Genomic DNA, 23232 nt, shown 5'->3' on the forward strand with positions numbered 1-23232 from the left:
TTGGCGTTGGTATGAGATACCCTCAATCTCGTGCCTGCGTCCCATGGAGGCACTCCCACACGGATCGCCGAGCTCTGTCACCGTGGTGGGGTCGTCCGTTTTCCGCTGGCAGAGGCGGGGGAACCATGTACGCGGGCCCATGCTTTGAGGGTCCTTGGGGTTAAGCCGTTTTCACGGCCGGGTGACTCCCATCCGAACCCGACAGCTAACCTCGCAGGCGTTGGGAGAAGGTACTCGACTTATGTCCACTCGGCATGCCCCCGCGCGCCACCGCGCAGTCCCCGCCCAGACCAATACGTTGGCTGTTATCTCCAAGGCTGTCTCCTCCAATATGGGTTCTGCGGGCCGTCAGGCTGCGGTGATCACCGCAGCTTCTGGTCTCGTTCTCACCGCGGGCCTTCCTGCCCAGGCATTGGATGCACCGCAGCGTCAGGTGAGTACCAGTTCGTTGGTTACCACCGTGGAAGCCGAGCCGGTGTCCGCGGATACCTCGGCCGCTGTCACCTTCGAACGCGAAGCCGTCACCGCTGCGCCCGCTCCCGTGATCGCTGAACCGGCTCCCTTCGTGGAGCATCCGGCACCCGAGGCCGATGCGTCACTGGCAGCAGTGCAGACGGTGGAGCCCGCCCCGGTACAGCAGACCCCTGCGGTGCAGGAAGTGGCACTGCAGGCTGCCGCGGCGCTTCCCGCCGCACCGGCGCCTGCCCCTGCTCCCAAGCCGGAGCCAGCTCCTGCCCCTGCAGCCAGCAGCAGTGTCGGTGCCGCGCTGGTGGCCTCCGCCTACGCACAGATCGGCCGCACCCAGGACTGCACCATCCTCGTCGAGGTCGCATTGCGATCCATCGGCAAGTCTGTCGGCGACCTCGGGCCCGAACAGTTCTACCAGTACGGCACCGTTGTCGGCTCTCCCGCACCGGGTGACCTGGTCATCCGCCCCGGCCACATCGCCATCTACGTAGGTAACGGCCAGGTCATCAGCAGTGGCATGAACGGGGTCAATGACACCCTCCTGCACCCCCTGAGCGATCTCCCCGGATCATCCTTCGTCCGGGTCAACGGCTAACAGCCACCTAAGCCGGGCAGGAAAAGGGTCAACAGGGCGATTGCGAACCGCCCCAAGCTCTTTGCCTACCCACACCTGGGCATGCCGGAGCCATCCCCCTGCGCTCCGGCATGCCCTCACCCCTTCCGCTGAGCGAGACGAGATCATCGTTGTCTTCCCATAACGCGCACGGTCGACGCCGCGCCGCCTCAGGACGTCGTCGCGCAGAACCGGCCACACCACGTCACCAGCAGGGCCGCCGCGCGGCCAGCCGTAGCGCGACGAAGCGCCACGCCTCACCTGTCGCCCCGATCGCCGGTGCAATCTCGGCCGTCGGCGTGCTCAGCGGCGCGCTCCTCGCGGGCATCCCCCTGACCGCAGCGGTGCCATCATCGGTGGAATCATCCACCACCAGCTCGGCCGCGGACAGCGCTCAACAGCCACGAGCGCACAGCGTTGAGGCCGATCCGAAGGCCGAAGTGGATTTCAGCCGTGTCGCGGTGCCCGGTGCTGCCTCCACTGAGCCGGCGACAGGGTCGGTCGACTCATCCCACTTGTTGGCTGATGGTCCCATCCAGACGGACCCCGGCGATGACGCCGACGAAGAACCTACTACTGAACCTGCGGTCGAACCAGTTGAACAGGCCGGCCTTGGCGCACCACTGGCCCAGATGAGCACGGTCTCGACCTTCGGATATCGCACGAACCCATTGACCGGGGTGCCGGGTGAGATGCACACCGGCATCGACCTCACCGGCTCATGTTCCACCCCCGTCATGGCCGCTGCCAGCGGAGTCATCACCGAAGCCGGATGGAGCCCCTACGGTGGTGGCAACCGGATCGTGATTGATCACGGGGATGGGCTCAAGACCACCTACAACCACCTCGCCACGATTGCTGTCAGCGTTGGCCAGACAGCTACTAGGGGAGACGTTGTGGGCGGAGTCGGAACCACCGGCAACTCCACCGGCTGCCATCTACACTTCGAAGTTATGATCAATGACACGCTCGTGGACCCCGGCAGCTGGTTTTAGTCAAGGACAAGCACTAGAGGGCGAGGAAAAATCCCGGCCTCCGCGGTTTCTCATCCAGTGCGGGAACTGCAGTGTGCGTCGAGCTGCAGCGGAGGGGCCACCGCCGCGCGGGTCGCACCAGTCATATAACCATCCCGCACCGGGTCGACCTGAGCTGATTGCGAGGTCATGATCGACCTGAACCTGCACCTGCATCTGTTCGTTCTGGTTTGTTTCTCCTGGCAGGCCTGCCCGCCCCATCAAGTCGCCGTGCCCAGCATGGTCTTCAGGAAATCTGTTCTCTAGCTGACGCCCGCTTCACTCCGAGTCGAGGAATCAGCCCCACCTAGTGATGGATCGATGGCCGCGATGACACCTGGCCTGGCGTCGTTGGATAGCTAAACGCTGGCCCGTTGGACCTTGGAAGTGGTGAACAGAAGAAAAAGCGGCAAGCACCCCCGTTCCAAGGTGCCTGCCGCTTTCCCATCCTAGGGAAACGCTCTAGGAATACTTAGCCGTTGACTCGCACGTAGGACGAGCCTGCAAGGTCGGACAGCGGGTGCTTGAGGGTGAGGTTCGCACCGTTCATGCCGCTGCTGATGACTTCGCCGTTACCTACGTAAATGCCGATGTGGCCGGGCCGGATGACCAGGTCACCGGGAGCCGGGGTCCCGACGACGGTGCCGTACTGATAGAACTGTTCGGGCCCGAGGTCGCCGACAGACTTGCCGATGGATCGCAGTGCGCGCTCAACGAGGATGGTGCAGTCCTGAATGGAGCCAAGCTGGCCGTACGCCGAGGCGACCAGAGCGGCACCGACACCACTGGAGGAAACAGCCGGAGCCGGAGCTGACCGCTGGGCCGGAGTGATGCTGCTCGAAGCGAGCGAAATACGGGCTTCCTGCTGGCCGCCCACCGTGTAGGAGACCTCGTTCGCCGGTGCTGCTTCAGGAATGGCGGCAGGAGCCGCGGGTACCGAGGCTCCTGCCGAGGCGGCCGCTGCGCCCGACACAGTGATTTGTTGGCCGGGGTAGATGATCGACGTGTAGGACAGGTTGTTCTGGGCCAGCAGGGTGTTGAGTTCAACGCCGTAGCGAGCTGCGATGCTTCCCATGGTGTCACCGGAAACCACGGTGTGAACCGATGCCGAGGATGCAGCCGGAACTTCTGCGACCGGCGCGGGAACAGGTGCCTGAGTGGCCGTGGTAGCCGCTTCCTGGGTGTAGGTTCCCGCCTGGGCAGGTGCCCCCACGCCAGCAACGAGACCGCCGGTTGCTGCGATGATGATGGCCGGCCTGCCCAGTGCAACCGCACCGGCTTTGGTCGAGTGGGACAATCCCTCTAGGGCGATCGAGTGGGTTACGGTGGCGCGGTGGCGCGCCGGAGTGTTTCGTGACATGCGTGGTTGCCTCTCCCATGCCTGCGGGGTGAGCTGTCGGGTTCGGATGGGAGTCACCCGGTCGTTCCTGATATTCCGGGAAGGAAAGCAGCAACGTCTTAACCCCAAGGACCATGTGATGGCCCGTCGATCTGTGGGTCCCCCGTTCCTGCCGAACGGAATTACGGACGAATCCCGGGCAGCGGCAGGACTCAGCATTCTGCACGGGAATATTCTCGGCTGGTGCCGGGAACACCTGATGAGGATACCCCCACAGGTACCAAATGTCACGTTTAGATAACAGAAGCCCCGGCCTTGCGGGAGGACATGGATCTCGGAGTCCGTCACCATCAGGGCGTATCACTGCCGCGCATCCCATCCGGTGGACCCGAACGGGTGGGACCGGCGGCACTTGTAACCATGCTTAGTGTTCATTAGGGTGGGAAGGCAGGCAGCGTTCGGGAGGGGATAACCATCACGCAGCGAGCACGCGTTCATCTACGTGGCACCGTACAGACGGTGACGCTGGTGACGCTGGCCTTTTCGCTGATAGTCGCGTTCACAACTTCGGCTGCCGCCGCATTGTGCCTGCAGATGGAGCACACTTCTGGTGCGATGACCGGTAGTGCTGTAGCTATGGGTCCGACGGTTCCGACCAGCAGTACCGAGGCCGCAGTCCTGGCCGCGGTCCCGAAGGGGTCGCCGTCCACGCAAGCCTGCTGTCATCAACAGGTCAGCGCTCCTGATGCCGTAGTCCCACCGCAGCGTGCGGTCCCGGCTGAACCAGCTGACGTCCTTCCCCCAGCCCTCGGGCAACTTTTTGCCGAGAATGGGAACGCACCACCGGGGCTGTTTGATCCGGCGCTGGAGAAACTTGACCACCTCACTCCGTCCTTGACTGCGTTGTCGATCAGTCGCACATAAACCCTCCTCACGGGCGCGCGGAGGCCTTCCTTGGCGTGACCTTTTCAGTCTGTTCCCGGGCCGACACCGTCGGTCTATGGCTGCCCACCGGGGTGCCATACCTACAGAACGAACGAAACCGCAGCCTGACCTCGGTCAGCTGCACCCTAAGTTGAGGAGAAACCAATGACACACCATGTGACGTCCATGCTGGATACCTACCCCAAGGACCTTGGGGGAGTGGACAAGGAAAAGCTCGCCGAATGCATCCAGGCGTGCTTTGAATGCGCCCAGACCTGCACCGCCTGTGCCGACGCGTGCCTGAGTGAGGATATGGTCGCGGAACTGACCAAGTGCATCCGCACCAACCTGGACTGCGCGGACATCTGCGCAACGACCGGCAACGTCCTGTCCCGCCACACCGGGTACGACGCGAACCTCACCCGCGCAGTACTGGAGGCCTGCCGCACCGCGTGCAAGGCCTGCGCGGACGAATGCGAACAGCACGCCGAGATGCACGACCACTGCCGGATCTGCGCCGAAGCGTGCCGCCGCTGCGAGAAGGCCTGCGCAGAATTGTTGTCCGTGCTCGGCTAGAGCCTTCCTCTTTCCCTTTCGTGCTGAAAGGGAAAGAGAAACGTGACGAATCGCAGCAGAAACACCCGTGGCCCTGGGCGGGCACAACCGGCCCCAGGGCCCACCGCCGATGATGACCGCGATCGATAGGGGTCATTCGAAAGTTCACAGGTCTACTGCTGTCTGAACCTTCATCTTCAGCAGCCGCCCTGGGATCAATCAGGTATTCAGATACTGAAAAGGAGCAGTCGGTGTCGAACACGGAAAATAGCCGGTCCAACGAGCAAGGTCAGGACGAGCAGCAGTCCCATCACATGCGGAATATGTACCTGCGTTTCGGGGCGATGATCCTGACCGCCATGGTGGTGATGTACTTTGTCATGTTCATCGGCTCCTACGAATGGAGCCATATCCGCTTCAGCGAGAGCCGCGTGTTCATGGCACTCGCGATGGGCGGCACGATGGGGTTGATCATGCTCGGCTGGATGTTGAACATGTACAAAAATACGAAGGCGAACGTGGCCGTGGTGGTGGTCAGCCTCCTGCTGCTGGGCGGCGGGGCTTTCCTGGACCGCAGCCAGACCACCGTGGATGATCAGGACTTCATGAGCGCGATGATCCCGCACCATTCCCTCGCAATCACCCGGTCCGAACGCGCGGAACTGGCCGACGTGCGGGTATGTCAGCTCGCAGTCGAAATCAGTGAGGCCCAGCGTAGGGAAATCTTTGAGATGGACTGGCTGATCGAGGACATCGCGCAGAACGGTATCGCGGCAACCGTCCAGGAAGCGGCAGACCGGCCCGTTCCTGAGTACGAGGAACCCGCGGAACGCGAGTGTGCTGGAGAGTAACCGGCTGCCGAGTGTCAACCCGGATAACAGCGGTCCAAGGTCCCCGGCTGGTCCCGACCGATCGGTGGCTGAGGAAGTTTTCCGACTCTCCCGTCACAGGGAAATCGGATAGCTGAGCCGCAGCGCGGTGCGGCCCCTGTACGAGGAGATCACGAGGAGATAGGAAGCATGCCTTGACCTATACCCCCTGGGGGTATAGATTCGTGGGTACCGGAGCGGGAAGTCCGAGCCCATCAGTGGCCGCATACTCCTTGAAGGTCACCTCAGGCGGCTGTAGCCGGCAGGAACGACCACCGGCTGCAGCCGCCGCTGATTCCCGAAAAACCATTCCCTTTTTGTTTGGAGATCACCATGTGCGGCGCTACTTCTTCCGATCTGACCCTGACAGACAAGTCCTCCGCTGGCTGCGCCTGCTGCGCACCCCAGGACACCTCGGCTGAGCTGGTTCCCGCGGCAGCAGACGATGTCACTGCCAGTTTCGCCGTGACCGGGCTGACGTGCGGGTCCTGCGCCTCCCGTGTCACCTCAGCCATCAGCGCTCTCGATGAGGTCAAGGACGTCACGGTTGACCTCGTGTCGGGTGGGGCCTCCACGGTCACCATCCACAGCAGCCAGCCCGTCCCTTCCGCAGCAGTACGCACCGCGGTCGAGCAGGCAGGCTATCAACTCACCAACGCCTGACTTTTCCAGGTCCGGGACACAAGCCCCGTGTGACCGAAGGAGAATTCCCATGAAACACCAGACACCCACCGGCTCCGCGGCCGGTGATCACGACACCCACGGTCAGGCCATGCCCACGCAGGAGCCGACCTCCGCGCTCGACGCCGACCAGCACGAGGGCCACGGGGGACATGCGGATGCTGACCATGAGGTACACACCCACGGACAGCACGCCGGGCACTCCACCGCCATGTTCAAAAACAGGTTCTGGATCAGCCTGATCCTGACCGTCCCGGTCGTCCTGTTCAGCCACATGTTCGCCATGATCGTCGGTTACACGCCGCCGGAATTCCCCGGCTCCATGTGGATCTCCCCGATCCTCGGCACCATCATCTTCATCTACGGCGGTGCCCCCTTCCTCAAGGGCGGACTCACCGAGCTGAAGTCCCGGCAACCCGGCATGATGCTGCTGATCGCGATGGCGATCAGTGTCGCCTTCATCGCGTCCTGGATCACTACCCTCGGCATCGGGAACTTCAACCTCGACTTCTGGTGGGAACTGGCCCTGCTGATCGTCATCATGTTGCTGGGCCACTGGATGGAAATGCGGGCACTCGGCTCCGCCGCCGGCGCCCTCGACGCTCTGGCAGCGCTCCTCCCAGACGAAGCCGACCGTGTCACCGAGACCGGGGTCGAAACCGTCCCGGTCAGCTCACTGACGACCGGGGACGTCGTCCTGGTCCGTTCTGGCGCCCGGGTCCCGGCAGATGGTGACATCGTCGACGGCGCAGCTGAGTTCGACGAATCCATGATCACCGGCGAATCCCGCACCGTCCCACGGACCATCGGTGAGACTGTGGTCGCCGGAACGGTCGCCACCGATAACGCGGTACGGGTCAAGGTCACCGCCGTCGGATCCGACACCACCCTTGCAGGTATCCAACGACTGGTCGCCGAAGCACAAGCCTCCTCATCGAAGGCCCAAGCACTGGCCGACCGCGCAGCAGCCCTGTTGTTCTACTTCGCCCTGATCGCGGGCATCCTCACCTTCATCGCCTGGCTGCTGCTGGGCAGCCCGGATGACGCGGTGATCCGCACCGTCACCGTCCTGGTCATCGCCTGCCCCCACGCCCTCGGCCTGGCCATTCCACTGGTGATCGCCATCTCCACCGAGCGGGCAGCAAAGAGCGGGGTGCTGATCAAGAACCGCATGGCCCTGGAACGGATGCGCACCGTCGACGTCGTCCTATTCGACAAGACCGGCACCCTCACCGAAGGCCGCCACGCCGTCACCGCCACCACCACAACCGGCGGTATCAGCGAGGCGGAAATGCTGGCGTTGGCCGCGGCCGTGGAATCCGACAGCGAACACCCCGTTGCCCGGGCCATCGTCCAGGCGGCCGCGGATCAATCGGAAGCCATGGCGTACGGTTACCGCGGTAACGGATTCTCGTCCATGACCGGGAGGGGCGTCCGCGCGACCGTCAACAGCTCCGAGGTCGCCGTCGGCGGACCGAACATGCTCAAGGAACTTTCTTTGGAGACACCGCCGGACATGACGGGCACCATCCAGGAATGGGTGGGCCGCGGCGCTTCGGTGCTGCACGTGGTCCGCGACGGTGAGGTGATCGGAGCGGTCCGGCTCGAGGACCGCGTCCGCGACGAGTCGAAGGCAGCAGTTAAAGCCCTGCAGGACCGTGGGGTGAAAGTAGCTATGATCACCGGTGATGCCCGGCAGGTCGCCGACGCTGTCGGCGCTGAACTGGGCATTGATGAGGTCTTCGCCGACGTCCTGCCGCAGGACAAGGACTCCAAGGTCGCTGAACTGCAATCCCGCGGGCTTAAAGTGGCCATGGTCGGGGACGGCGTCAATGACGCCCCTGCCCTGGCCCGCTCAGAGGTCGGCATCGCGATCGGTGCCGGCACCGACGTCGCCATGGAATCCGCCGGCGTCGTCCTCGCAGGAAACGACCCACGCTCGGTCCTGGCGATGATCGACCTGTCCAGGGCGAGCTACCGCAAGATGATCCAAAACCTCGTCTGGGCCACCGGCTACAACATCCTCGCGGTGCCATTGGCCGCAGGCGTACTCGCCTTCGCCGGTTTCGTCCTCTCACCCGCAGCCGGAGCAGTGCTGATGAGCGTATCAACGATCGTGGTCGCACTCAACGCGCAACTGCTGCGCAGAATCGACCTCAGCCCCGAACGCATCACAACATAGGAACCGACCTGGAAACGTCGGCGTCCCGCCGGATCGCCGATTGGGCAAAGCATGAGTACTCCTTCGGCTGGCTGATACCACGCGTTTTCATAGGCCACCAGCTCGAGACCGGCATCCTTTCGCTCTGTCCGTCTGGAGTGGGTGGACCACAGTTTGACGGCAGTCGGATCAGTTTGGCGGGCCGTGATGATAAGGCCAGTGGGAACAGCAATGATCGAGAGAGAGGAACGTTGGAATGAGTGTTGTGCTGACGATCGTGGGGATCGTGATCATCCTGTTCGGGCTCATGGACATGTTCCACACCTTGTTGCACCCCAGCGGTCAAGGGCACCTCAGCGGGCTCGTACTGGCTGTGGCGTGGCGGTTCTCGAAGATGATCGGACACCGGTTCGGATCAAGCCTCGGGCCAGCAGCAATGGTCACCGTGATCTTGCTGTGGGTGGCAATCCAAGGGACAGGCTGGGCACTGATCTACTATCCCCACATTCCCGGCGGGTTCATGTACTCACCGGGCGTGGATCCGGCAGCCTATCCTGACCTGCACGAAGCGTTCTACATTTCCTTCGTCACTCTCTCTACCCTCGGCTACGGGGACGTCGTCGCTACCGACACATGGATCCGCTTGGCCTCTCCCTTGGAAGCACTGACCGGTTTCGCTCTGCTCACCGCAGCACTGACCTGGTTCACGCAGATCTATCCGCCGCTGTCCCGACGTCGGGCCCTGGCGCTGGAGCTCAAAGGCCTGGCCGATGTCGGTTACGCCGATGCGATCAGGGAAATGGACGCCGCCACCGTGTCACGGGTTCTGGATACTCTCGCTGCTGAAGTGGTGAAAGTGCGCCTGGATTTTACGCAGCATGCCGAGGGCTTCTACTTTCAAGAGCAAAACCCTGATGTGTCTCTATCCCGCCAGCTGCCCTACGCGCTACGCCTGCGCGATGCCGCCCTGGATCGGCAGGAGACCGCGGTACGGCTCAGCGCACGGCAACTCTCTCTGGCGCTGGACCAGTTGGGGTCTGAGCTTAAGGAGAGCTTCCTGCACACCGGGGAAAACCTTGAGGAAATCATCGACGCGTATGCCACGGACCACGGACAGAAACCGCGGAGCTAAACGTCAATGTGGCTAGCCCGAAAATCACGAGGAATCTCAGCCGGCACGACGCGACAATGAGGCACAAGATCAGCAGTAATGAACACATTGACGTATGGGCCGTTATCGGCAGTTCCGAACTTTGCAGCAGGAGTCCGACGTTCGACCTCGGTCACGTGGTGGGTGTGTGCATGGCACCATGCTCGTTCCGGCTGACCAAGTGCAAGACGGACAAGCAGGCCGAAGCCTGCGCCCATCCATGCAATCAACTCGGGAATCATTGTTCGTGCGCTAACCAGGGAGAAGGGAACGGTCCCCCGTAGCTTCAGTTATCCACGGGGTGTGAACAGTCAGCGCTGCTTCCGCTGCCCGTCCCGGATCTCGCGGATGGAAAGCGCTCCGGTGACGTCTTCGGCGGCTGATCGGCCGAGCACCACCACGCGGTCGGCCAGCCGGAGCGCCTCTTCCATGCTGTTGGTCGCCAGGAGGACGGTGGTGGGAAGCGCGCGGTGAAGGGTCTGCAGTACGTTGTGCAGCACGGTGCGGGCAGCGCCCTCGACGGCTGCAAACGGATTGTCCAGCAGCATGACGCCCGGCCCGCTGGCCAAAGCCCGAGCCAGTGCCGCCCGGCGGACTATTTCAGCGGTGACGTCGGTCGGCAGCAGCTTCGCGAAGCGATGGAGGCCCGCAAGGTCGAGCAGTTCAGCGATCTTCGCCTTGCCTTCGCTGGCGCTGGAACTCTTACGAAGCCCGAGCGCGAGGTTCGCCTGCAGCGAGTGGGTCGGCTGCAGAGCGGCGTCGCTCGGCGTCCAGGAACAGCGGTCGTCGGTCCGGCGAACAGGTTCCCCGCCAACCAGAACCGATCCTGACCGGGGATGATCGAGACCGGCGACTGCACGCAGCAGGCGGGAGGCGCCGTCGTTCTCTGTGCCCAGAAGGCTCTCTGTTCCCACGAGGTTCTCGGTGCCGGGCGTGGCTCCTACGAAGGCGAGCACTTCGCCCGCGCGAATTTCGAGATTGACATCCCGCAAGCCCTCGGCGTGGAGGCTCACAAAGGAGACGGGCAACGGCATGGAAGCGCGCTTCACCGCGGCGTGAGGGGGTGGAACCGTGCTGGGACTCATCGGTTACTCCGTAGCATCCAGGTGGCGGGGTAGCCCCGTCCGCCCGCCAGTGATCTCCACTAACCTAGCCGGAGCTGGACTGCATATGGCCACCTCGGGGATATGTCTCGAAACATTACGAACGGCATGTCACCGGCACGGGCGGAACGCTTCTTCGATTCCTGCCGCACTCAAGCTGATCCCGCCTGCCGTCGTGCTAAGCGGTCACCTGACGCTTCGAGGAGATGACTCCAGTGTTGAAGCCAGCCAGGTTGAGGCCGCCATGGAAACGTGCGTGCTCGATCTTCACACAGCGATCCATGACCACGTTCATGCCGGCAGCTTCGGCGTCCCGCGCCACGTCCTCGTGCCAGGAACCCAGCTGAAGCCATAGAGTTTTCGCGCCGGCGGCTTTGGATTCCTCCAGGACCGAGGGGAGGTCATCGTGCTTGCGGAACACGTCAACGATGTCCGGCTGCTCCGGCAAGTCCGCCAGGGACTTGTAAACCGGCTGCCCGAGAATCTCGGTCGCTGTCGGATTCACGAAGTACAGCCGATACGGCGCGGATGACTGCAGGTACGTCGCCACGAAATACGACGCTCGTGACGGCTTGTCCGAGGCCCCGACGATGGCGATCGACTTCGCGTTGCGGAGGATGTTCAGGCGTTCGGGGGCCGACGGGCCCTCCCAGGTGCGGTCCTGTGTGCTCATGCCTTCACTCCCTCTGCGGCGATTTCCTCTTCGCTGACGTCCAGCGCCCGTTCAAGGTGCTCGGATGTTCCTGCAACGGCGGTCTCGAGCGCCTGGTCGATATCCCAGAGGATGTCGTCCAGATCCTCAAGGCCAACGGAGATCCGGATGAGATCCTCCGGGATGCCGGCGGCCGCAAGCTGTTCGGTTGAGAGCTGCTGGTGCGTGGTGGATCCGGGGTGGATCACGAGTGTCCGGGCATCGCCGACGTTGGCGAGGTGGGACGCCAACTGCAGGGCTTCGATGAACTTCTGCCCGGCCTCCCGGCCTCCCTTCACGCCGAAGCTGAACACTGAGCCGGGACCCTGCGGCAGGTACTGTTTCGCCCGCTCATGGTGCACGTGCGAGGGGAGCCCCGCATAGTTCACGTACTCAACCCGCGGATCCTTCTCAAGCCACTCGGCAACGGCCTGAGCGTTTGCCACGTGCTCATCGACGCGCTGCGCCAGCGTCTCAACGCCCTGCAGCAATTGGAAGGCCGACGACGGCGACAGCGACGGCCCGATGTCCCGTAGCTGTTCGGTGCGCAGCTTGGTGAGGAAACCGTACTCACCGAAGTTTGCCCACCACTGGATGTTCCCGTAGGAAGCGACAGGCTCGGTCATGGTGGGGAACTTGCCGTTGCCCCAGTTGAATCTGCCGCTTTCAACGATGACCCCGCCCAGCGTGGTGCCATGCCCGCCAATGAATTTGGTGGCCGAGTGGATCACGATGTCAGCACCATGCTCAAGGGGGCGGATGAGGTAGGGCGTACTGAGGGTGGAGTCGACGATCAGGGGGACACCGGCGTCGTGCGCTATCTTTGCCAGGCCCGCGATGTCCGCGATTTCACCGCTCGGGTTCGCGATGATCTCTGTGAAGACCGCCTTGGTGTTGTCCTTGATGGCGGCGGCGTAGTCGGCCGGATCGGTGCCCGGAACAAACGTGGTTTCGATGCCGAAGCGACGGAGCGTCACATCGAGCTGCGTAACGGTGCCGCCGTAGAGCTGGGCTGCTGCAACGATGTGATCGCCGGCCTGGCACAGTGCAGCGAAGGTGATGAACTCTGCGCTCATGCCTGATGCCGTCGCTACGGCACCGATGCCGCCCTCAAGCGAGGCGATGCGCTCCTCGAAGGCTGCAACGGTGGGATTGCCGATGCGCGAGTAGATGTTGCCGTACTTCTGCAGCGCGAAAAGGTTGGCGGCGTCATTGGTGTCCTTGAAGACGAACGACGTGGTCTGGTAGATCGGTACGGCTCGTGCGCCGTGTGTGGCGTCCGGGGTTCCGCCGGCGTGCAACGCACGGGTGCGGAAGCCGAAGGTGCGGTCAGTGCCCAATGTTTCCTCCAAATTGATCCAACTTTTGTGCACCTGCGGTGACTTCTGGGCGTTCGAATCCACCATACGTGCCCGAAACTTCCGGTGCCTTCCCCGGTAGGTTCTTCAGGGCGAGGACTTTCGCGATCCGCGGCACGCAACCCTCGTTCTGCAGCGAGGTGGTGTCGCCGAGCGGCGTTCCCTCGTACAGCTGGGTCAGCAGTCGCCGCATGATCTTCCCGGAACGCGTCTTCGGCACATCCTCCACGACGACGACGGCGCGCGGCTTGGCAACCGGACCGATGGCCTTCGCGACATGGTTGCGCAGGTCCTGTTCAAACGCTGGATTACCTGCCTCGCCATGCACGACGACGAAGGCGGCGATCGCATGCCCCGTCACCGGATCAGCCACCGGGCAAACGCCCGCCTCAACTACCCGAGGGTGCGACACGAGCGCCGACTCGATCTCGATGGTCGAGAGCCGGTGCCCGGACACATTGATGACGTCGTCAACGCGCCCGAGGATCCAGGTGTCGCCGTCGTCGTCGTATTTGGCGCCGTCACCGGCAAGGAACCAGCCCTGCGCAGCGAACTTCCGCCAGTAGGAATCGAGATAACGCTGCGGATTTCCCCACACTGTGCGGGCCATCGCCGGGCCATGCCGGTCCACCACGATCAGCCCCTGCTCTCCGTGACTGACTGGCTCGCCGTCGTCGTTCACGATGCGCGTGCTCACACCGGGCAGGGCGCGTGAGGCGCAGCCGGGTTTGAAGGAATCATCAGTGGGGCGGGGACTGAGCACTGTCGCGCCGGTTTCCGACTGCCACCACGTGTCCACAACGGGAGCGGTACCGGAGCCGATTTTCTCCCGGAACCAGCGCCACGCCTCGGGATTGGTTGCCTCGCCGACCGTGCCCAGGACTTTGACGGAAGAGCGGTCATAGGAGGACGGAACGCCGTCGGGAAACCAGCCCATCAGCGAACGGATCAGCGTGGGCGCCGTGTAATAGCTGGTGACGCCGTAGCGTTCGATGATCTCGAAGTGCCGCCCGGGATGCGGGGTGTTCGGTGTGCCCTCGAAGATCACCTGAGTGGCACCGTTGGAGAGTGGACCGTAGATCTCGTAGGTGTGTGCCGTGACCCACGCGAGGTCGGCGGTGCACCAGTGGACGTCGTTCACGCGGCACGCGGGATCCGGGTCACTGAAGAGAAACTCGTAACTCCACGACGCCTGCGTCAGGTAACCGCCGGTGGTGTGCACCAGGCCCTTCGGCTTGCCGGTGGTGCCGGAGGTGTACATGATGAACAGCGGCGTCTCGGCGTCGAACGCCTGCGGCTCGTGTACGGGGGAGGCGGTGCCAACAATGTCGTGCCACCACACGTCGCGGCCTTCGGTCCACGCGACATTGCTGCCCGTCCGCCGGATCACCAGCACGTGTTCAATGGCGTTCTTCCCGACGACGGCGGCATCGGCGTTGTCCTTCACCGGCACCGCGGTGCCGCGTCGGTACTGCCCATCGGTGGTCACCAGCAGTTTGGCGCCGGTGTCCTCGACCCGGAAGCGCAGCGCCTCGGCGGAAAAGCCACCGAAGACGAGCGAGTGAACGGCGCCGATACGCGCGCACGCCAGGGTCACGACGACGGTCTCCACCAGCACGGGAAGGTAGATGACCACGCGGTCGCCCTTGCCGATCCCCAGGGCAGTCAGGGCGTTGGCCGCCCGGCACACCTCGTCCTGAAGCTCGGAGTAGGTGACCGTGCGGCGGTCTCCCGACTCGCCCTCGAAGAACAGGGCAGGCTTGTCGCCCAGACCTGCAGCGACGTGCCGGTCCACGCAGTTGTAGGCGGCATTCAGGGTGCCGCCGGCGAACCACTCAATGCGCGGCACCGACAGCTCGCCGTCCGGTCCCTGCTGTGCCGGTTCGAATGTGTGGGCCGTATGCCAGTCGGAGGACCAGTGCAGCCGGCGCGCCTGTTCCTCCCAGAAGGCGATCCGCTCTTCCTCGTTGGTGAAGCCCCCGTGAACAAGGGAATCTACGGCAGTTACGCCCATTTGCGGATAGCCCACTTCTCGAAGACACCCAGGATCGCGTCCGTGAGCTTGCCGAGGATTGCCAGCAGCACTATTGCCAGGAGCAGTCGGTCCACCCGTCCATTGTTCTGAGAATCGGTCAGCAGGAAGCCGAGGCCCATCGAGGACGCCAGGAGCTCAGCCGCGACGAGGAACAACCACGCCTGCGCGAGCGCCAGCCGCAGCCCCGAGATGACCGAGGGGACAACGGCGGGCAGCTGCACCGTGGTGAACAGCCTCAGACCGTTCAGGCCGAACGCCCTTCCTGCCTCGACCAGGTTCTTGTCCACGTGCTGCAACGCCATGGCAACAGTGGTGAACACCGGGAAGAAAGCGCCGATGGAGATGAGAATGACTTTCGAATCCTCGCCGATCCCCACCCAGAGCATCAACAGGGGAACCCACGCCAGTGACGGCACGGCGCGGATGGCGCCGATGGTCGGCGAGAACAGGGTGTCCACCCATCGGGACAGGCCGACAAACGCTCCGACCACGAGACCGGCGATCGCGCCGATCAGAAAGCCGATGACCACGCGTTGGGTCGAAATTGCAATGTGGATGCGAAGTTCCCCGCGCTGGATCAGATCGACGGCGGCGTCAAAGACAGCGGTTGGCGCCGGCAAGGTGACCGGACTGATCAAACCGACGACGGCGGCCAGTTGCCAGGCCGCCAACAGCGCCAGCGGCACAATCAGTCCCAGTCCGAGCTTGGCGACTGCCTTGCCTCGCGGCTTGCGGCGGGTGAGGGCATTGCCCTGCCTGCCGTCGTCGTCGTTTTGATTTGTCCCGTTCGGGGAGTTCGTCCCCTTCGGCGAGAGAACCGAAGCAGGGCCGGTGCCGACGCCGCCGGGCACGATGCTGTTACCGGTGAGGTAAGGGTTGCTCATTACTCTCCAATAGCGGACGGATCGGCGTTGGTTGCGTAGGTGTCATCAAGAAGGGTGGAGAGGGCTTCGTCAATGTTTTCCTGGCTTGCGACGTCACCGGATTCGACGAACATCGGGCCGACTACCTCGAGCACGTCCAGCTGGGCCTGACCGGGGGTGCCGTTGACGTCGAGGTTGGACCGTTCGGAGATGACCTTGGTGGCCACGGATTCTTCGATGCCCGCAACTTCGGCGAGGATGGCTGCGGTTTCCTCCGGGTTTTCCTGAGCCCACTGGCGTGCTTTCTCGTAGGCGTTGACCACTGCTTGTGCGAGTTCCGGGCTTTCCTCCAGGAAGGACTCGGTGGCATTGAGGAAGCCGTAGGTATTGAAGTCCACGTTGCGGTAGAACAGCTCGGCGCCGTCTTCTTCGGCTGCGGCCATGATCGGGTCGAGGCCGGACCAGGCGTCCACCGAGCCGGTGTTGAGGGCGGCCCAGCCATCGGCGTGCTGGATGTTCTGGATTGTCACTTCGCTCGGATCAACGTTGTGCTCGGCCAGTGACTGGAGCAGGAAGAAGTAAGGGTCGGTGCCCTTGGTGGCGGCGATGGACTTGCCGCGGAGATCCTCCGCGGATTCGATACCGGTTTCCGCCGTTGTGACCAGTGCGGACCATTCGGGCTGTGAGTAGATGTCGATGGTCTTGATGGGGGAGCCGTTGGCGCGGGCCATCAGCGCTGCCGAACCGGCCGTTGAGGCGACGTCAGCTTCGCCGGAGCGGAGCAGTTCGTTGGCCTTGTTCGATCCGGCGGACTGGACCCATTTGACCGTTACGCCCTCATCTTCCAACTCGGCCTCGAGCCAGCCCTGGTCCTTGATGATGAGGCTCAGCGGGTTGTAGGTGGCGAAGTCCACCGTGAGTTCTCCGCCGGTCGCGGCTGCGGCTTCGCCGACTGAGCCGTCGGCGTTTTCCCCGGCAACGCAGCCGCTAAGGGCGAGGGCGGCGATTGCGGCGGTGGCGGCGAACTGAAAACGTGCGGTGCTCTTCATGGTGATCCTTTTCGGAGAGTGCGTGGGACGGGTGTAGGGGGCTTGTTCTTGGGGGTGTCGGCGCAACATGGCGGCACGGTGGGCGCCGCACGCGCTGGGATACGGCGCTGCGAACTGGCCGCAGGCGCGCGGTTAGTGCTGGTGGCTGTCGACGCCGAGGCTGCTCAGCAGCGAACTGCGTAGCGCGGCAAGTTCGGCTGAGCCGCGGTCGCGCGGACGGTCGCCCGGAACCTCCAGCACGCGGCTGATGGTTGCACCCTGGACGTCAGGCTCCTTCGCGAGAACGATCACCCGGTCGGCGAGCTGCAGCGCTTCGTCAACATCATGGGTGACCAGCAGGACCGTGGTCGGGGTGGTTTGGTGGATACGCAGCAGGAGGTCCTGCATCTTCAGCCGCGTCAGGGCATCGAGTGCGCCGAAGGGTTCGTCGAGGAGCAGGACGCCCGGGTTGCGTGCCAGTGCACGTGCCAGCGATGCCCGCTGTGCCATGCCTCCGGACACTTCGCGGGGCCGGTGGCCGGCGAACCCGTCGAGTTCCACGAGGCCCAAAAGCTCCTCCACCTTCGCCTTGCCCGCGGCGGAACTGGTTTCCCTGGGCAGGCCGATAGCAATGTTCTCGCGCAGCGAGAGCCAGGGGAGGAGTCGGGGTTCCTGGAACGCGACGGCGCAGCGGGGATCGATCCCGTCCACTGCTGTGCTGTCGATGAGTACCGCACCGCTGGTGGGAGCGTCCAGTCCTGCCGCGGCTCGCAGGAGGGTTGATTTCCCGCAACCGCTGGCGCCCACAATGGCGAGAACCTCGCCTGCTTCAACGTCCAGGGTCACGTCGCGAAGCACCACGTGCTGCTCGCTTCCGCTCCCGAAACTTCGGGTCAACGAAGAGAAAGTCAGCGGCAGTGTCTGGTTGCCATCAGTGGAAATGGCCTGGGTACGGTGCGCTCGAAGAACGGTGCTCATGTATAACTCCATCGCTCCTGGCAGTAGCACCCGTTCTCCTGCAAGCAGGTAAGGGTTGCTGCGGCGTCAACGATCCAGGTCTCTCGGCCGCTCGGGATGGTGGAATTCCACTAAACGCTTTTGCAAGGGTCCGGCGCAATATGTGTCGTAACAAAGGAACGCTTCAGCCGGACATCGGCAGCGTGAGAGGGTCATCTACATGATTGAAATTCTGAACGCGAGCGAGTTGGCCAGGGCAAAGGAAGCGGGTGCGCTGGTCGCCAGCATTCTGCAGACGGTGAAGAGCCGCAGCACGGTCGGGACAAACCTGCTGGAGATCAACCAGTGGACCAAAGAGATGATCGCTGAGGCAGGCGGGGTGTCCTGCTACGTCGACTACGAGCCGCCGTTTGGGCGCGGCCCGTTCGGCGCCTATATCTGCACGTCCGTCAACGATGCTGTGCTCCACGGTCTGCCGCATGACTACTCGCTTGCCGACGGCGACCTGCTCTCCCTGGACCTCGCCGTCTCCCAGCGCGGAATCGTCGCAGACTCCGCCATCAGCTTCATCGTTGGCGAGTCAAAGCCGGCGGAGAGCGTCGCGATGATTGATGCCACCGAACGTGCATTGACTGCCGGGATTGCCGCCGCCAGACCAGGCGCGCGCATCGGCGACATCTCCGCTGCCATTGGTTCAGTCCTCAGCGCCGCGGGCTATCCGATCAATACGGAATTCGGCGGTCATGGTGTCGGGTCGACAATGCACCAGGATCCCCACGTGGCAAACACCGGACGGCCCGGCAGGGGATACGTGCTGCGCCCGGGGCTTTTGCTGGCGCTGGAGCCATGGGTCATGGCGGATACCGCTGAACTGGCAGTCGACGCCGACGGGTGGACACTCCGCAGCGCTACGGGCTGCCGGACCGCGCACAGTGAGCACACCATCGCGATCACCGACGATGGCGCGGAGATCCTGACCCTGCGACAAGAGACCTAGCCAAGCAGCCAGTCCACCGCGCGCTTCATCAGTTCGCGGTGTTCCGGTGAGGAGTACGACGCCGCGTCGTGGCCGAGTGCGTCATAGAAGCTTCGTGCGGATCCAGTCCCGACAGGTCGCTCCAGGGACCACATCAAAGGGTGCAAGTGCCCCTCGTGTTCGTGGCGGGCGTGAACGACGACGTCCGGTGAGGTGCGCAGCCAGCTGTAGCGTTCGTCGGCGAGAGTGAAGTCGGGAATACCGACGGGGAAGGAGCCCTCGAGCAGGATGGTTGCCGCGCCGTACTCCGGGTGCATGGACACGTCGCGTACCCAGCGTCCGCCGAGCGCCGCTTCCCAGGACTCGGAATCGACAAAACTCGTGGCGCTCGAGTGCAGGGCGAGCAGCGGACGGCCGCCGGCTTCCCAGGCGTCCAGGCCATCACGGGCGGCATCTGTACCGGGGGAAGTGCCGCCGTCCCGCGGGAGGCCGACATTCACCACCAGCAGATCCGGCCAGGCAGCAGAGTCACGGAAGCTACCGAGGGTGGTGTCGACGTCGTCGGCTGTTTCTACGGTGAGTCCGTGACCGCGGAGCAGGTCCGCGATGGCCGCGGAAGTTTCCGCGAACGGGTGCCAGGGGTCCGCGTACCGGCCGGTGCCGCTGAGGATGAGTGCCGTTGTCATGGGACCCATTCTGCCCATAAACGGCGTTCTCGACCCGGGTCACATGTCAGGATGGCACGGTGACGCTGTCGGAACTTGTTGATCGAATAGAGCGCATATCGGCGCGCGAGGCCGGCGTCGTGGTTGTTGGGATTGTCGGCGCGCCGGGAGTCGGCAAGACAACCTTGGCGGAGCAGTTGATGGCTTCACTGAACCAGAACAAACCCGACCCGGATCAGCAGCGCTTCGCCCATGTTCCTTTGGACGGGTTCCATCTGTCCGATCAGGAGCTGGCGCGCCTGGGTCTTCTGGAACGCAAGGGCGCACCCGAGACGTTCGACGAGCATGGCTATGCTGCTCTGTTGAAGCGGCTTCGTGGACGGCGGGATTCTGTAGTGTATGCCCCAGGTTTCGAGCGCACCATCGAGCAGCCCATTGCCGGCGTGATCCCTGTGTATCCGTCGGTGCGCACCATTCTCACGGAGGGCAATTACCTGCTGCTCGATCGCCCGGGCTGGCGGCAGGCTCAGGCTCAGTGCACTGAGGTCTGGTACTGCGAGCAGGATGAGAACCTGCGGCTGGACCGGCTGATCCAGCGGCACATCCTGTTCGGAAAGAGTCCGGCTGCGGCGGCGGAGTGGGTAGAGCGGGTGGATGAACCGAACGCGCGATTGATCGAGGCGACGAAGAACCGGGCGGATCTGGTGATTCGGGTCGAGTAGCCGGTCGGTTCCGGCACTTCTGTTGCCTCGTGGCTCCGCGCAAGTTTGACCACCTATCGTTTCTCGATATATTCTCCTTGTAATTCAATCGAAGGAGAACCCGATGGGAAAGTTTGCCGTCCTCGCGTTGCAGGTCGTCATCGCGATGGTCATTGCGGGCTCGTTGTTCATCCAGCTCTGGATGGTTCCGCTGATCTCCGCTGATCTTGAGCAGTCGGGCGTGCCCACTGGGCTGCGCATCACGTTCAACGCGATCGTCGTCTTCGGCATCCTGACGGTTCAAGTGAGCGCCGTCTGCTTGTGGAAGTTGCTCACCATGGTCCGCAGCGGCACGGTCTTCTCCGATGGAGCATTCCGGTATGTCGACATCATCTTCGGGGCCATCGCCGCCGCGTCGGTCCTGGTGTTCGGTCTCGCGGTTCTGCTGGCTCCGGGCGAGATTGCTCCGGGTGTAATCCTGCTGATCTGCGGTGCGTCACTGTTGATCGGCGGTGTAGCGCTGATCGTGCTGGTGCTGCGGGTGTTGCTCGCCCAAGCCGTAGCCCGTGACGCCGAAGCGAAACACCTGCGCAGCGAACTCGACGAGGTCATCTGATGCCCATCATCGTGGACATCGACGTGATGCTCGCCAGGCGCAAGATGCCCGTGGGAGTACTGGCTGAACGCATCGGCATCACACCGGCGAATCTGGCTGTCCTGAAGAACGGCCGCGCGAAAGCCGTCCGCTTCACCACCCTCGAGGCGATCTGCGAGATTCTGGATTGCCAGCCCGGAGACGTGTTGCGTTGGGAGCCGGGAGGCACTGTGGAAAGCAACGACGACGACGGCGGCAACAGCAGGCGCTGACCGCGCACCCGAGATTCGGGCGCGGTACCGCAGCGGCCGCCGATGCTGTGAGAAACTCGCCTAAGCCCCGTTTCCGACGGACGGAATGCGGCGGAGCGCAGCAGACAAGAGTGAGGACGGCACGGTGGCCATCGTTGACAACGGCGTGTATGTGGACGGCCAACGGACCGCCAACCCGGAGAATCTGGACCAGACGTTTGAACTCAAGCGTGATCACGGCGGAATGGCCTGGATCGGGTTGTACCGGCCGGATGATGCTGAAATCCAGCGGGTGGCGGATGAGTTTGCGCTTCACGAACTCGCCGTCGAGGATGCGCTGCACGGCCATCAGCGTTCCAAGCTCGAGCGCTACGGGGAAACCCTCTTCGCGGTACTCCGGCCGGCCAGGTATCTCGATGCCGAGGAAATGGTGGAGTTCGGGGAACTGCACGTCTTCGTAGGCCCGGACTTCATTGTCACAATCCGCCAGGCTGAATCACCCGACCTCGCGAAGGTCCGGCGGCGTCTTGAAGCGCGGCCCGAACTGCTCGCACTCGGACCCCAGGCAGTGCTCTACGCAATCCTTGACGAGGTCGTTGACCAGTACGCGCCCGTTGTCGCGGGGCTCGAGAATGACATCGACGAAATCGAGGACGAGCTCTTCAGCTCCGCTCCTGACGTAGCACGCCGCATCTATGACCTCTCCCGCGAAGTGATCGGTTTTCAGCGCGCCACTCACCCGCTGCGGCCAATGCTCGATGCGCTCCTGGCTGACGCCGAAAAGGAGGACATGGATTCGGAACTGCAGCCCCGCCTGCGGGATGTGCAGGACCACGTGCTGCGCATCATCGAGCGGATCGACTCCTTTCGGATCCTGCTCCAGAACGCCCTCTCGGTCCATGCGACCCTCGTGACGCAGCGGCAGAACGAGGAAATGCGGCACCTCTCGGAAGCGAGCCTGGCGCAGAGCGAAGAGGTCAAGGCCATTTCGTCCTGGGCTGCAATCCTCTTCGCGCCCACCCTGGTGGGCACCGTCTACGGGATGAACTTCGAATTCATGCCGGAGCTGGACTGGCCGCTGGGCTACCCCTTCGCGCTTGCGCTGATGCTGCTGATGGGCGTCGGCCTGTATCTGACGTTCAAACGCAAGAAATGGCTCTAGAACCCCGCCCCACCGGGACACCCGCTCAATAGAACTCCACAGTGTCAACAACGTTGAGGAGCGGTTCGCCGTCGAGCAGCCGCCGGGCGTTCTCCGCGAAGAGCTCCGCGATTTTCCGTTCCTCTTCCTCATATGTGCCGGCATTGTGGGGGCTTACGAGGACGTTCGGAAGCTCCCACAACGGGCTGTCACCCGGCAGCGGCTCCTGTTCGAAAACGTCGAGCGCGGCAAAACCGACCCGCCCGTCCCTGAGCGCCCCGATGAGCGCTTCCTCGTCCACGGTGGCACCCCGGCCGACGTTGACCACGGTGATGCCTTCCTTCACCTGCTCGAGCAGGTCCCGGCTGAGCATGTGATGGGTTGATTCGGTAGCGGGTAGGCACAGCACCACGGCGTCAACGTCCGGAAGAAGAGCGCCAAGGCGTTCCGGCGGGACGATGCCCGAGACACCTTCCGCTTCAATCTCGCGCCGATGCACACCGATGACGTCCGCCCCCAGCGCACTCAGCTTGCGCGCCACCGCGCGCCCAATTCCGCCCAGCCCGACGACGGCGACACGCTGGTTTGCCACCAGCGGCACCGGGCGCCGTGCTCCCCAGACGCGGTTGCGCTGATCCTCCAGTAACTGGGGCACGCCCTGCGCGCCGGCAAGGACGCCGAACACTGCGAACTCGGCCAGCGGTTCGGCGTGCACGCCGCCTGAAGTGGTGAATGTGATGCGCTCCAGCTCATCCGGAGTGAGCTGCGCCGCTTTCACCTGACTGCCGCCGCCTGCAGGCGTGGTGTGGACCCACCGAAGGTGCGGGTTGGCACGGGCAGTGCGGCGCAACTCCTGCCCCGATTGGCCCGGTACGCCGTACAGGGCCTCCGCGCTGTCAATGAGGCGTTCGTATTTTGCCTGTTGCGATGGCGTCCGCCGGAAGTCCCTGGCGCCCTGGTGGTCGCCCGCGTAGAGCTGAGGAGGCAGCAGCGACTGGTCCCGCACCAATTCGATGCGCGGCTCCAGCTCTTCGATCAGCTCGCAGAGGGGCTCGGGCAGGGGAGTGGGTACAAAGACGCGAAGCTCGGCCACGG

General features: G+C 63.7%; 22 protein-coding genes and 3 riboswitches. Of the genes, 12 read left to right on the forward strand and 10 right to left on the reverse strand.

The window, feature by feature from the left end:
- Window positions 1-55: 55 nt before the first annotated feature.
- Window positions 56-235, forward strand: a riboswitch (cyclic di-AMP (ydaO/yuaA leader).
- 6 nt (window positions 236-241) lie between these two features.
- Complete coding sequence (locus ACZ2GY_RS01450; protein WP_471672769.1) at window positions 242-1063, forward strand: NlpC/P60 family protein; 822 nt, start codon at window positions 242-244, stop codon at window positions 1061-1063.
- 149 nt (window positions 1064-1212) lie between these two features.
- Window positions 1213-2076 (forward strand): M23 family metallopeptidase, encoded by an 864-nt coding sequence (locus tag ACZ2GY_RS01455; RefSeq protein ID WP_471672771.1) that lies wholly within the window; start codon window positions 1213-1215, stop codon window positions 2074-2076.
- Between the two features lie 490 nt (window positions 2077-2566).
- Here ACZ2GY_RS01455 and ACZ2GY_RS01460 read toward each other — a convergent pair whose 3' ends face one another.
- Window positions 2567-3454, reverse strand: a complete 888-nt coding sequence (locus tag ACZ2GY_RS01460) for a LysM peptidoglycan-binding domain-containing protein (RefSeq protein ID WP_277358837.1) — start codon at window positions 3452-3454, stop codon at window positions 2567-2569.
- Between the two features lie 3 nt (window positions 3455-3457).
- Window positions 3458-3632, reverse strand: a riboswitch (cyclic di-AMP (ydaO/yuaA leader).
- 890 nt (window positions 3633-4522) lie between these two features.
- Between ACZ2GY_RS01460 and ACZ2GY_RS01465 the strand changes: the two genes are divergently transcribed.
- From ACZ2GY_RS01465 to ACZ2GY_RS01485, 5 genes are all read left to right on the forward strand, one after another.
- Entirely contained in the window at window positions 4523-4933 is a 411-nt protein-coding gene (locus ACZ2GY_RS01465; protein ID WP_277358836.1) for a four-helix bundle copper-binding protein, read from the forward strand.
- Between the two features lie 230 nt (window positions 4934-5163).
- The gene (locus ACZ2GY_RS01470) at window positions 5164-5763 is read left to right on the forward strand and encodes a DUF305 domain-containing protein (protein WP_471672773.1); all 600 of its coding nucleotides are present in this window, start codon (window positions 5164-5166) and stop codon (window positions 5761-5763) included.
- Window positions 5764-6114: 351 nt separating this feature from the next.
- Window positions 6115-6444 carry a heavy-metal-associated domain-containing protein gene (locus ACZ2GY_RS01475; protein WP_277358834.1) on the forward strand — a complete coding sequence of 110 codons (330 nt, stop codon included), beginning with the start codon at window positions 6115-6117 and terminating at the stop codon, window positions 6442-6444.
- Window positions 6445-6493: 49 nt separating this feature from the next.
- Window positions 6494-8644, forward strand: coding sequence for a heavy metal translocating P-type ATPase (locus ACZ2GY_RS01480; RefSeq protein ID WP_471672774.1), 2151 nt, complete (start codon window positions 6494-6496; stop codon window positions 8642-8644).
- A 235-nt stretch (window positions 8645-8879) separates the two neighbouring features.
- Window positions 8880-9755, forward strand: a complete 876-nt coding sequence (locus ACZ2GY_RS01485; RefSeq protein WP_471672776.1) for a potassium channel family protein — start codon at window positions 8880-8882, stop codon at window positions 9753-9755.
- A 329-nt stretch (window positions 9756-10084) separates the two neighbouring features.
- On the opposite strand, the gene ACZ2GY_RS01490 is transcribed toward ACZ2GY_RS01485, so the two are convergent.
- From ACZ2GY_RS01490 to ACZ2GY_RS01520, 7 genes are all read right to left on the reverse strand, one after another.
- Window positions 10085-10858: an ATP-binding cassette domain-containing protein gene (locus ACZ2GY_RS01490; RefSeq protein ID WP_277358831.1), complete on the reverse strand. Its 774-nt coding sequence runs from the start codon at window positions 10856-10858 to the stop codon at window positions 10085-10087.
- 196 nt (window positions 10859-11054) lie between these two features.
- Window positions 11055-11549 carry a CoA-binding protein gene (locus ACZ2GY_RS01495; RefSeq protein ID WP_277358830.1) on the reverse strand — a complete coding sequence of 165 codons (495 nt, stop codon included), beginning with the start codon at window positions 11547-11549 and terminating at the stop codon, window positions 11055-11057.
- The gene (locus ACZ2GY_RS01500; RefSeq protein WP_471672778.1) at window positions 11546-12919 is read right to left on the reverse strand and encodes an O-acetylhomoserine aminocarboxypropyltransferase/cysteine synthase family protein; all 1374 of its coding nucleotides are present in this window, start codon (window positions 12917-12919) and stop codon (window positions 11546-11548) included. The genes ACZ2GY_RS01495 and ACZ2GY_RS01500 overlap by 4 nt, the downstream gene beginning before the upstream one ends.
- A complete protein-coding gene (gene acs, locus ACZ2GY_RS01505; protein WP_471672779.1) occupies window positions 12897-14939 on the reverse strand; it encodes an acetate--CoA ligase in 2043 nt (680 codons plus the stop codon). The genes ACZ2GY_RS01500 and acs overlap by 23 nt, the downstream gene beginning before the upstream one ends.
- A complete protein-coding gene (locus ACZ2GY_RS01510; RefSeq protein WP_471672781.1) occupies window positions 14930-15844 on the reverse strand; it encodes an ABC transporter permease in 915 nt (304 codons plus the stop codon). The genes acs and ACZ2GY_RS01510 overlap by 10 nt, the downstream gene beginning before the upstream one ends.
- Window positions 15844-16872: an aliphatic sulfonate ABC transporter substrate-binding protein gene (locus ACZ2GY_RS01515; RefSeq protein WP_471672782.1), complete on the reverse strand. Its 1029-nt coding sequence runs from the start codon at window positions 16870-16872 to the stop codon at window positions 15844-15846. Before ACZ2GY_RS01515 ends, ACZ2GY_RS01510 begins: the two co-directional genes overlap by 1 nt.
- Window positions 16873-17004: 132 nt before the next feature.
- On the reverse strand, window positions 17005-17829 hold the full coding sequence (locus ACZ2GY_RS01520) for an ABC transporter ATP-binding protein (RefSeq protein ID WP_277358825.1): 825 nt from the start codon (window positions 17827-17829) through the stop codon (window positions 17005-17007).
- Window positions 17830-17834: 5 nt separating this feature from the next.
- Window positions 17835-17932, reverse strand: a riboswitch (SAM riboswitch).
- Window positions 17933-18028: 96 nt separating this feature from the next.
- On the opposite strand from ACZ2GY_RS01520, the gene map reads away from it, so the two are divergent.
- Window positions 18029-18805: a type I methionyl aminopeptidase gene (gene map, locus ACZ2GY_RS01525; RefSeq protein ID WP_471672784.1), complete on the forward strand. Its 777-nt coding sequence runs from the start codon at window positions 18029-18031 to the stop codon at window positions 18803-18805.
- Here map and ACZ2GY_RS01530 read toward each other — a convergent pair.
- Entirely contained in the window at window positions 18802-19470 is a 669-nt protein-coding gene (locus ACZ2GY_RS01530) for a ThuA domain-containing protein (protein ID WP_471672785.1), read from the reverse strand. The two genes, map and ACZ2GY_RS01530, sit on opposite strands and share 4 nt — an antisense overlap.
- Window positions 19471-19529: 59 nt before the next feature.
- Here ACZ2GY_RS01530 and ACZ2GY_RS01535 point away from each other — a divergent pair, with 59 nt between their 5' ends.
- The 4 genes from ACZ2GY_RS01535 to corA all read left to right on the forward strand — a co-directional run bounded on the left by ACZ2GY_RS01535 (window position 19530) and on the right by corA (window position 22158).
- Window positions 19530-20171, forward strand: coding sequence for a nucleoside/nucleotide kinase family protein (locus ACZ2GY_RS01535; RefSeq protein WP_471672786.1), 642 nt, complete (start codon window positions 19530-19532; stop codon window positions 20169-20171).
- A gap of 103 nt (window positions 20172-20274) precedes the next feature.
- Window positions 20275-20766 carry a DUF2975 domain-containing protein gene (locus ACZ2GY_RS01540; protein ID WP_471672787.1) on the forward strand — a complete coding sequence of 164 codons (492 nt, stop codon included), beginning with the start codon at window positions 20275-20277 and terminating at the stop codon, window positions 20764-20766.
- Window positions 20766-21017, forward strand: coding sequence for a helix-turn-helix domain-containing protein (locus ACZ2GY_RS01545; protein WP_346027904.1), 252 nt, complete (start codon window positions 20766-20768; stop codon window positions 21015-21017). Before ACZ2GY_RS01540 ends, ACZ2GY_RS01545 begins: the two co-directional genes overlap by 1 nt.
- Window positions 21018-21141: 124 nt before the next feature.
- Window positions 21142-22158 carry a magnesium/cobalt transporter CorA gene (corA, locus tag ACZ2GY_RS01550; protein ID WP_277358819.1) on the forward strand — a complete coding sequence of 339 codons (1017 nt, stop codon included), beginning with the start codon at window positions 21142-21144 and terminating at the stop codon, window positions 22156-22158.
- Window positions 22159-22183: 25 nt separating this feature from the next.
- Here corA and ACZ2GY_RS01555 read toward each other — a convergent pair whose 3' ends face one another.
- Window positions 22184-23230: a D-2-hydroxyacid dehydrogenase gene (locus ACZ2GY_RS01555; protein ID WP_277358818.1), complete on the reverse strand. Its 1047-nt coding sequence runs from the start codon at window positions 23228-23230 to the stop codon at window positions 22184-22186.
- Window positions 23231-23232: the final 2 nt, after the last annotated feature.

It is taken from the genome of Arthrobacter sp. KKT183, assembly GCF_055657625.1.

Bases quoted from the DNA above. Each gene is read 5' to 3' on its own strand.
- acs (WP_471672779.1), bottom strand. From the start codon at position 14,939: ATGGGCGTAACTGCCGTAGATTCCCTTGTTCACGGGGGCTTCACCAAC.
- ACZ2GY_RS01545 (WP_346027904.1), top strand. From the start codon at position 20,766: ATGCCCATCATCGTGGACATCGACGTGATGCTCGCCAGGCGCAAGATG.
- ACZ2GY_RS01450 (WP_471672769.1), top strand. From the start codon at position 242: ATGTCCACTCGGCATGCCCCCGCGCGCCACCGCGCAGTCCCCGCCCAG.
- ACZ2GY_RS01510 (WP_471672781.1), bottom strand. From the start codon at position 15,844: ATGAGCAACCCTTACCTCACCGGTAACAGCATCGTGCCCGGCGGCGTC.
- ACZ2GY_RS01520 (WP_277358825.1), bottom strand. From the start codon at position 17,829: ATGAGCACCGTTCTTCGAGCGCACCGTACCCAGGCCATTTCCACTGAT.
- ACZ2GY_RS01465 (WP_277358836.1), top strand. From the start codon at position 4,523: ATGACACACCATGTGACGTCCATGCTGGATACCTACCCCAAGGACCTT.
- ACZ2GY_RS01515 (WP_471672782.1), bottom strand. From the start codon at position 16,872: ATGAAGAGCACCGCACGTTTTCAGTTCGCCGCCACCGCCGCAATCGCC.
- ACZ2GY_RS01460 (WP_277358837.1), bottom strand. From the start codon at position 3,454: ATGTCACGAAACACTCCGGCGCGCCACCGCGCCACCGTAACCCACTCG.
- map (WP_471672784.1), top strand. From the start codon at position 18,029: ATGATTGAAATTCTGAACGCGAGCGAGTTGGCCAGGGCAAAGGAAGCG.
- ACZ2GY_RS01540 (WP_471672787.1), top strand. From the start codon at position 20,275: ATGGGAAAGTTTGCCGTCCTCGCGTTGCAGGTCGTCATCGCGATGGTC.
- ACZ2GY_RS01475 (WP_277358834.1), top strand. From the start codon at position 6,115: ATGTGCGGCGCTACTTCTTCCGATCTGACCCTGACAGACAAGTCCTCC.
- ACZ2GY_RS01490 (WP_277358831.1), bottom strand. From the start codon at position 10,858: ATGAGTCCCAGCACGGTTCCACCCCCTCACGCCGCGGTGAAGCGCGCT.
- ACZ2GY_RS01480 (WP_471672774.1), top strand. From the start codon at position 6,494: ATGAAACACCAGACACCCACCGGCTCCGCGGCCGGTGATCACGACACC.
- ACZ2GY_RS01530 (WP_471672785.1), bottom strand. From the start codon at position 19,470: ATGACAACGGCACTCATCCTCAGCGGCACCGGCCGGTACGCGGACCCC.
- ACZ2GY_RS01485 (WP_471672776.1), top strand. From the start codon at position 8,880: ATGAGTGTTGTGCTGACGATCGTGGGGATCGTGATCATCCTGTTCGGG.
- ACZ2GY_RS01495 (WP_277358830.1), bottom strand. From the start codon at position 11,549: ATGAGCACACAGGACCGCACCTGGGAGGGCCCGTCGGCCCCCGAACGC.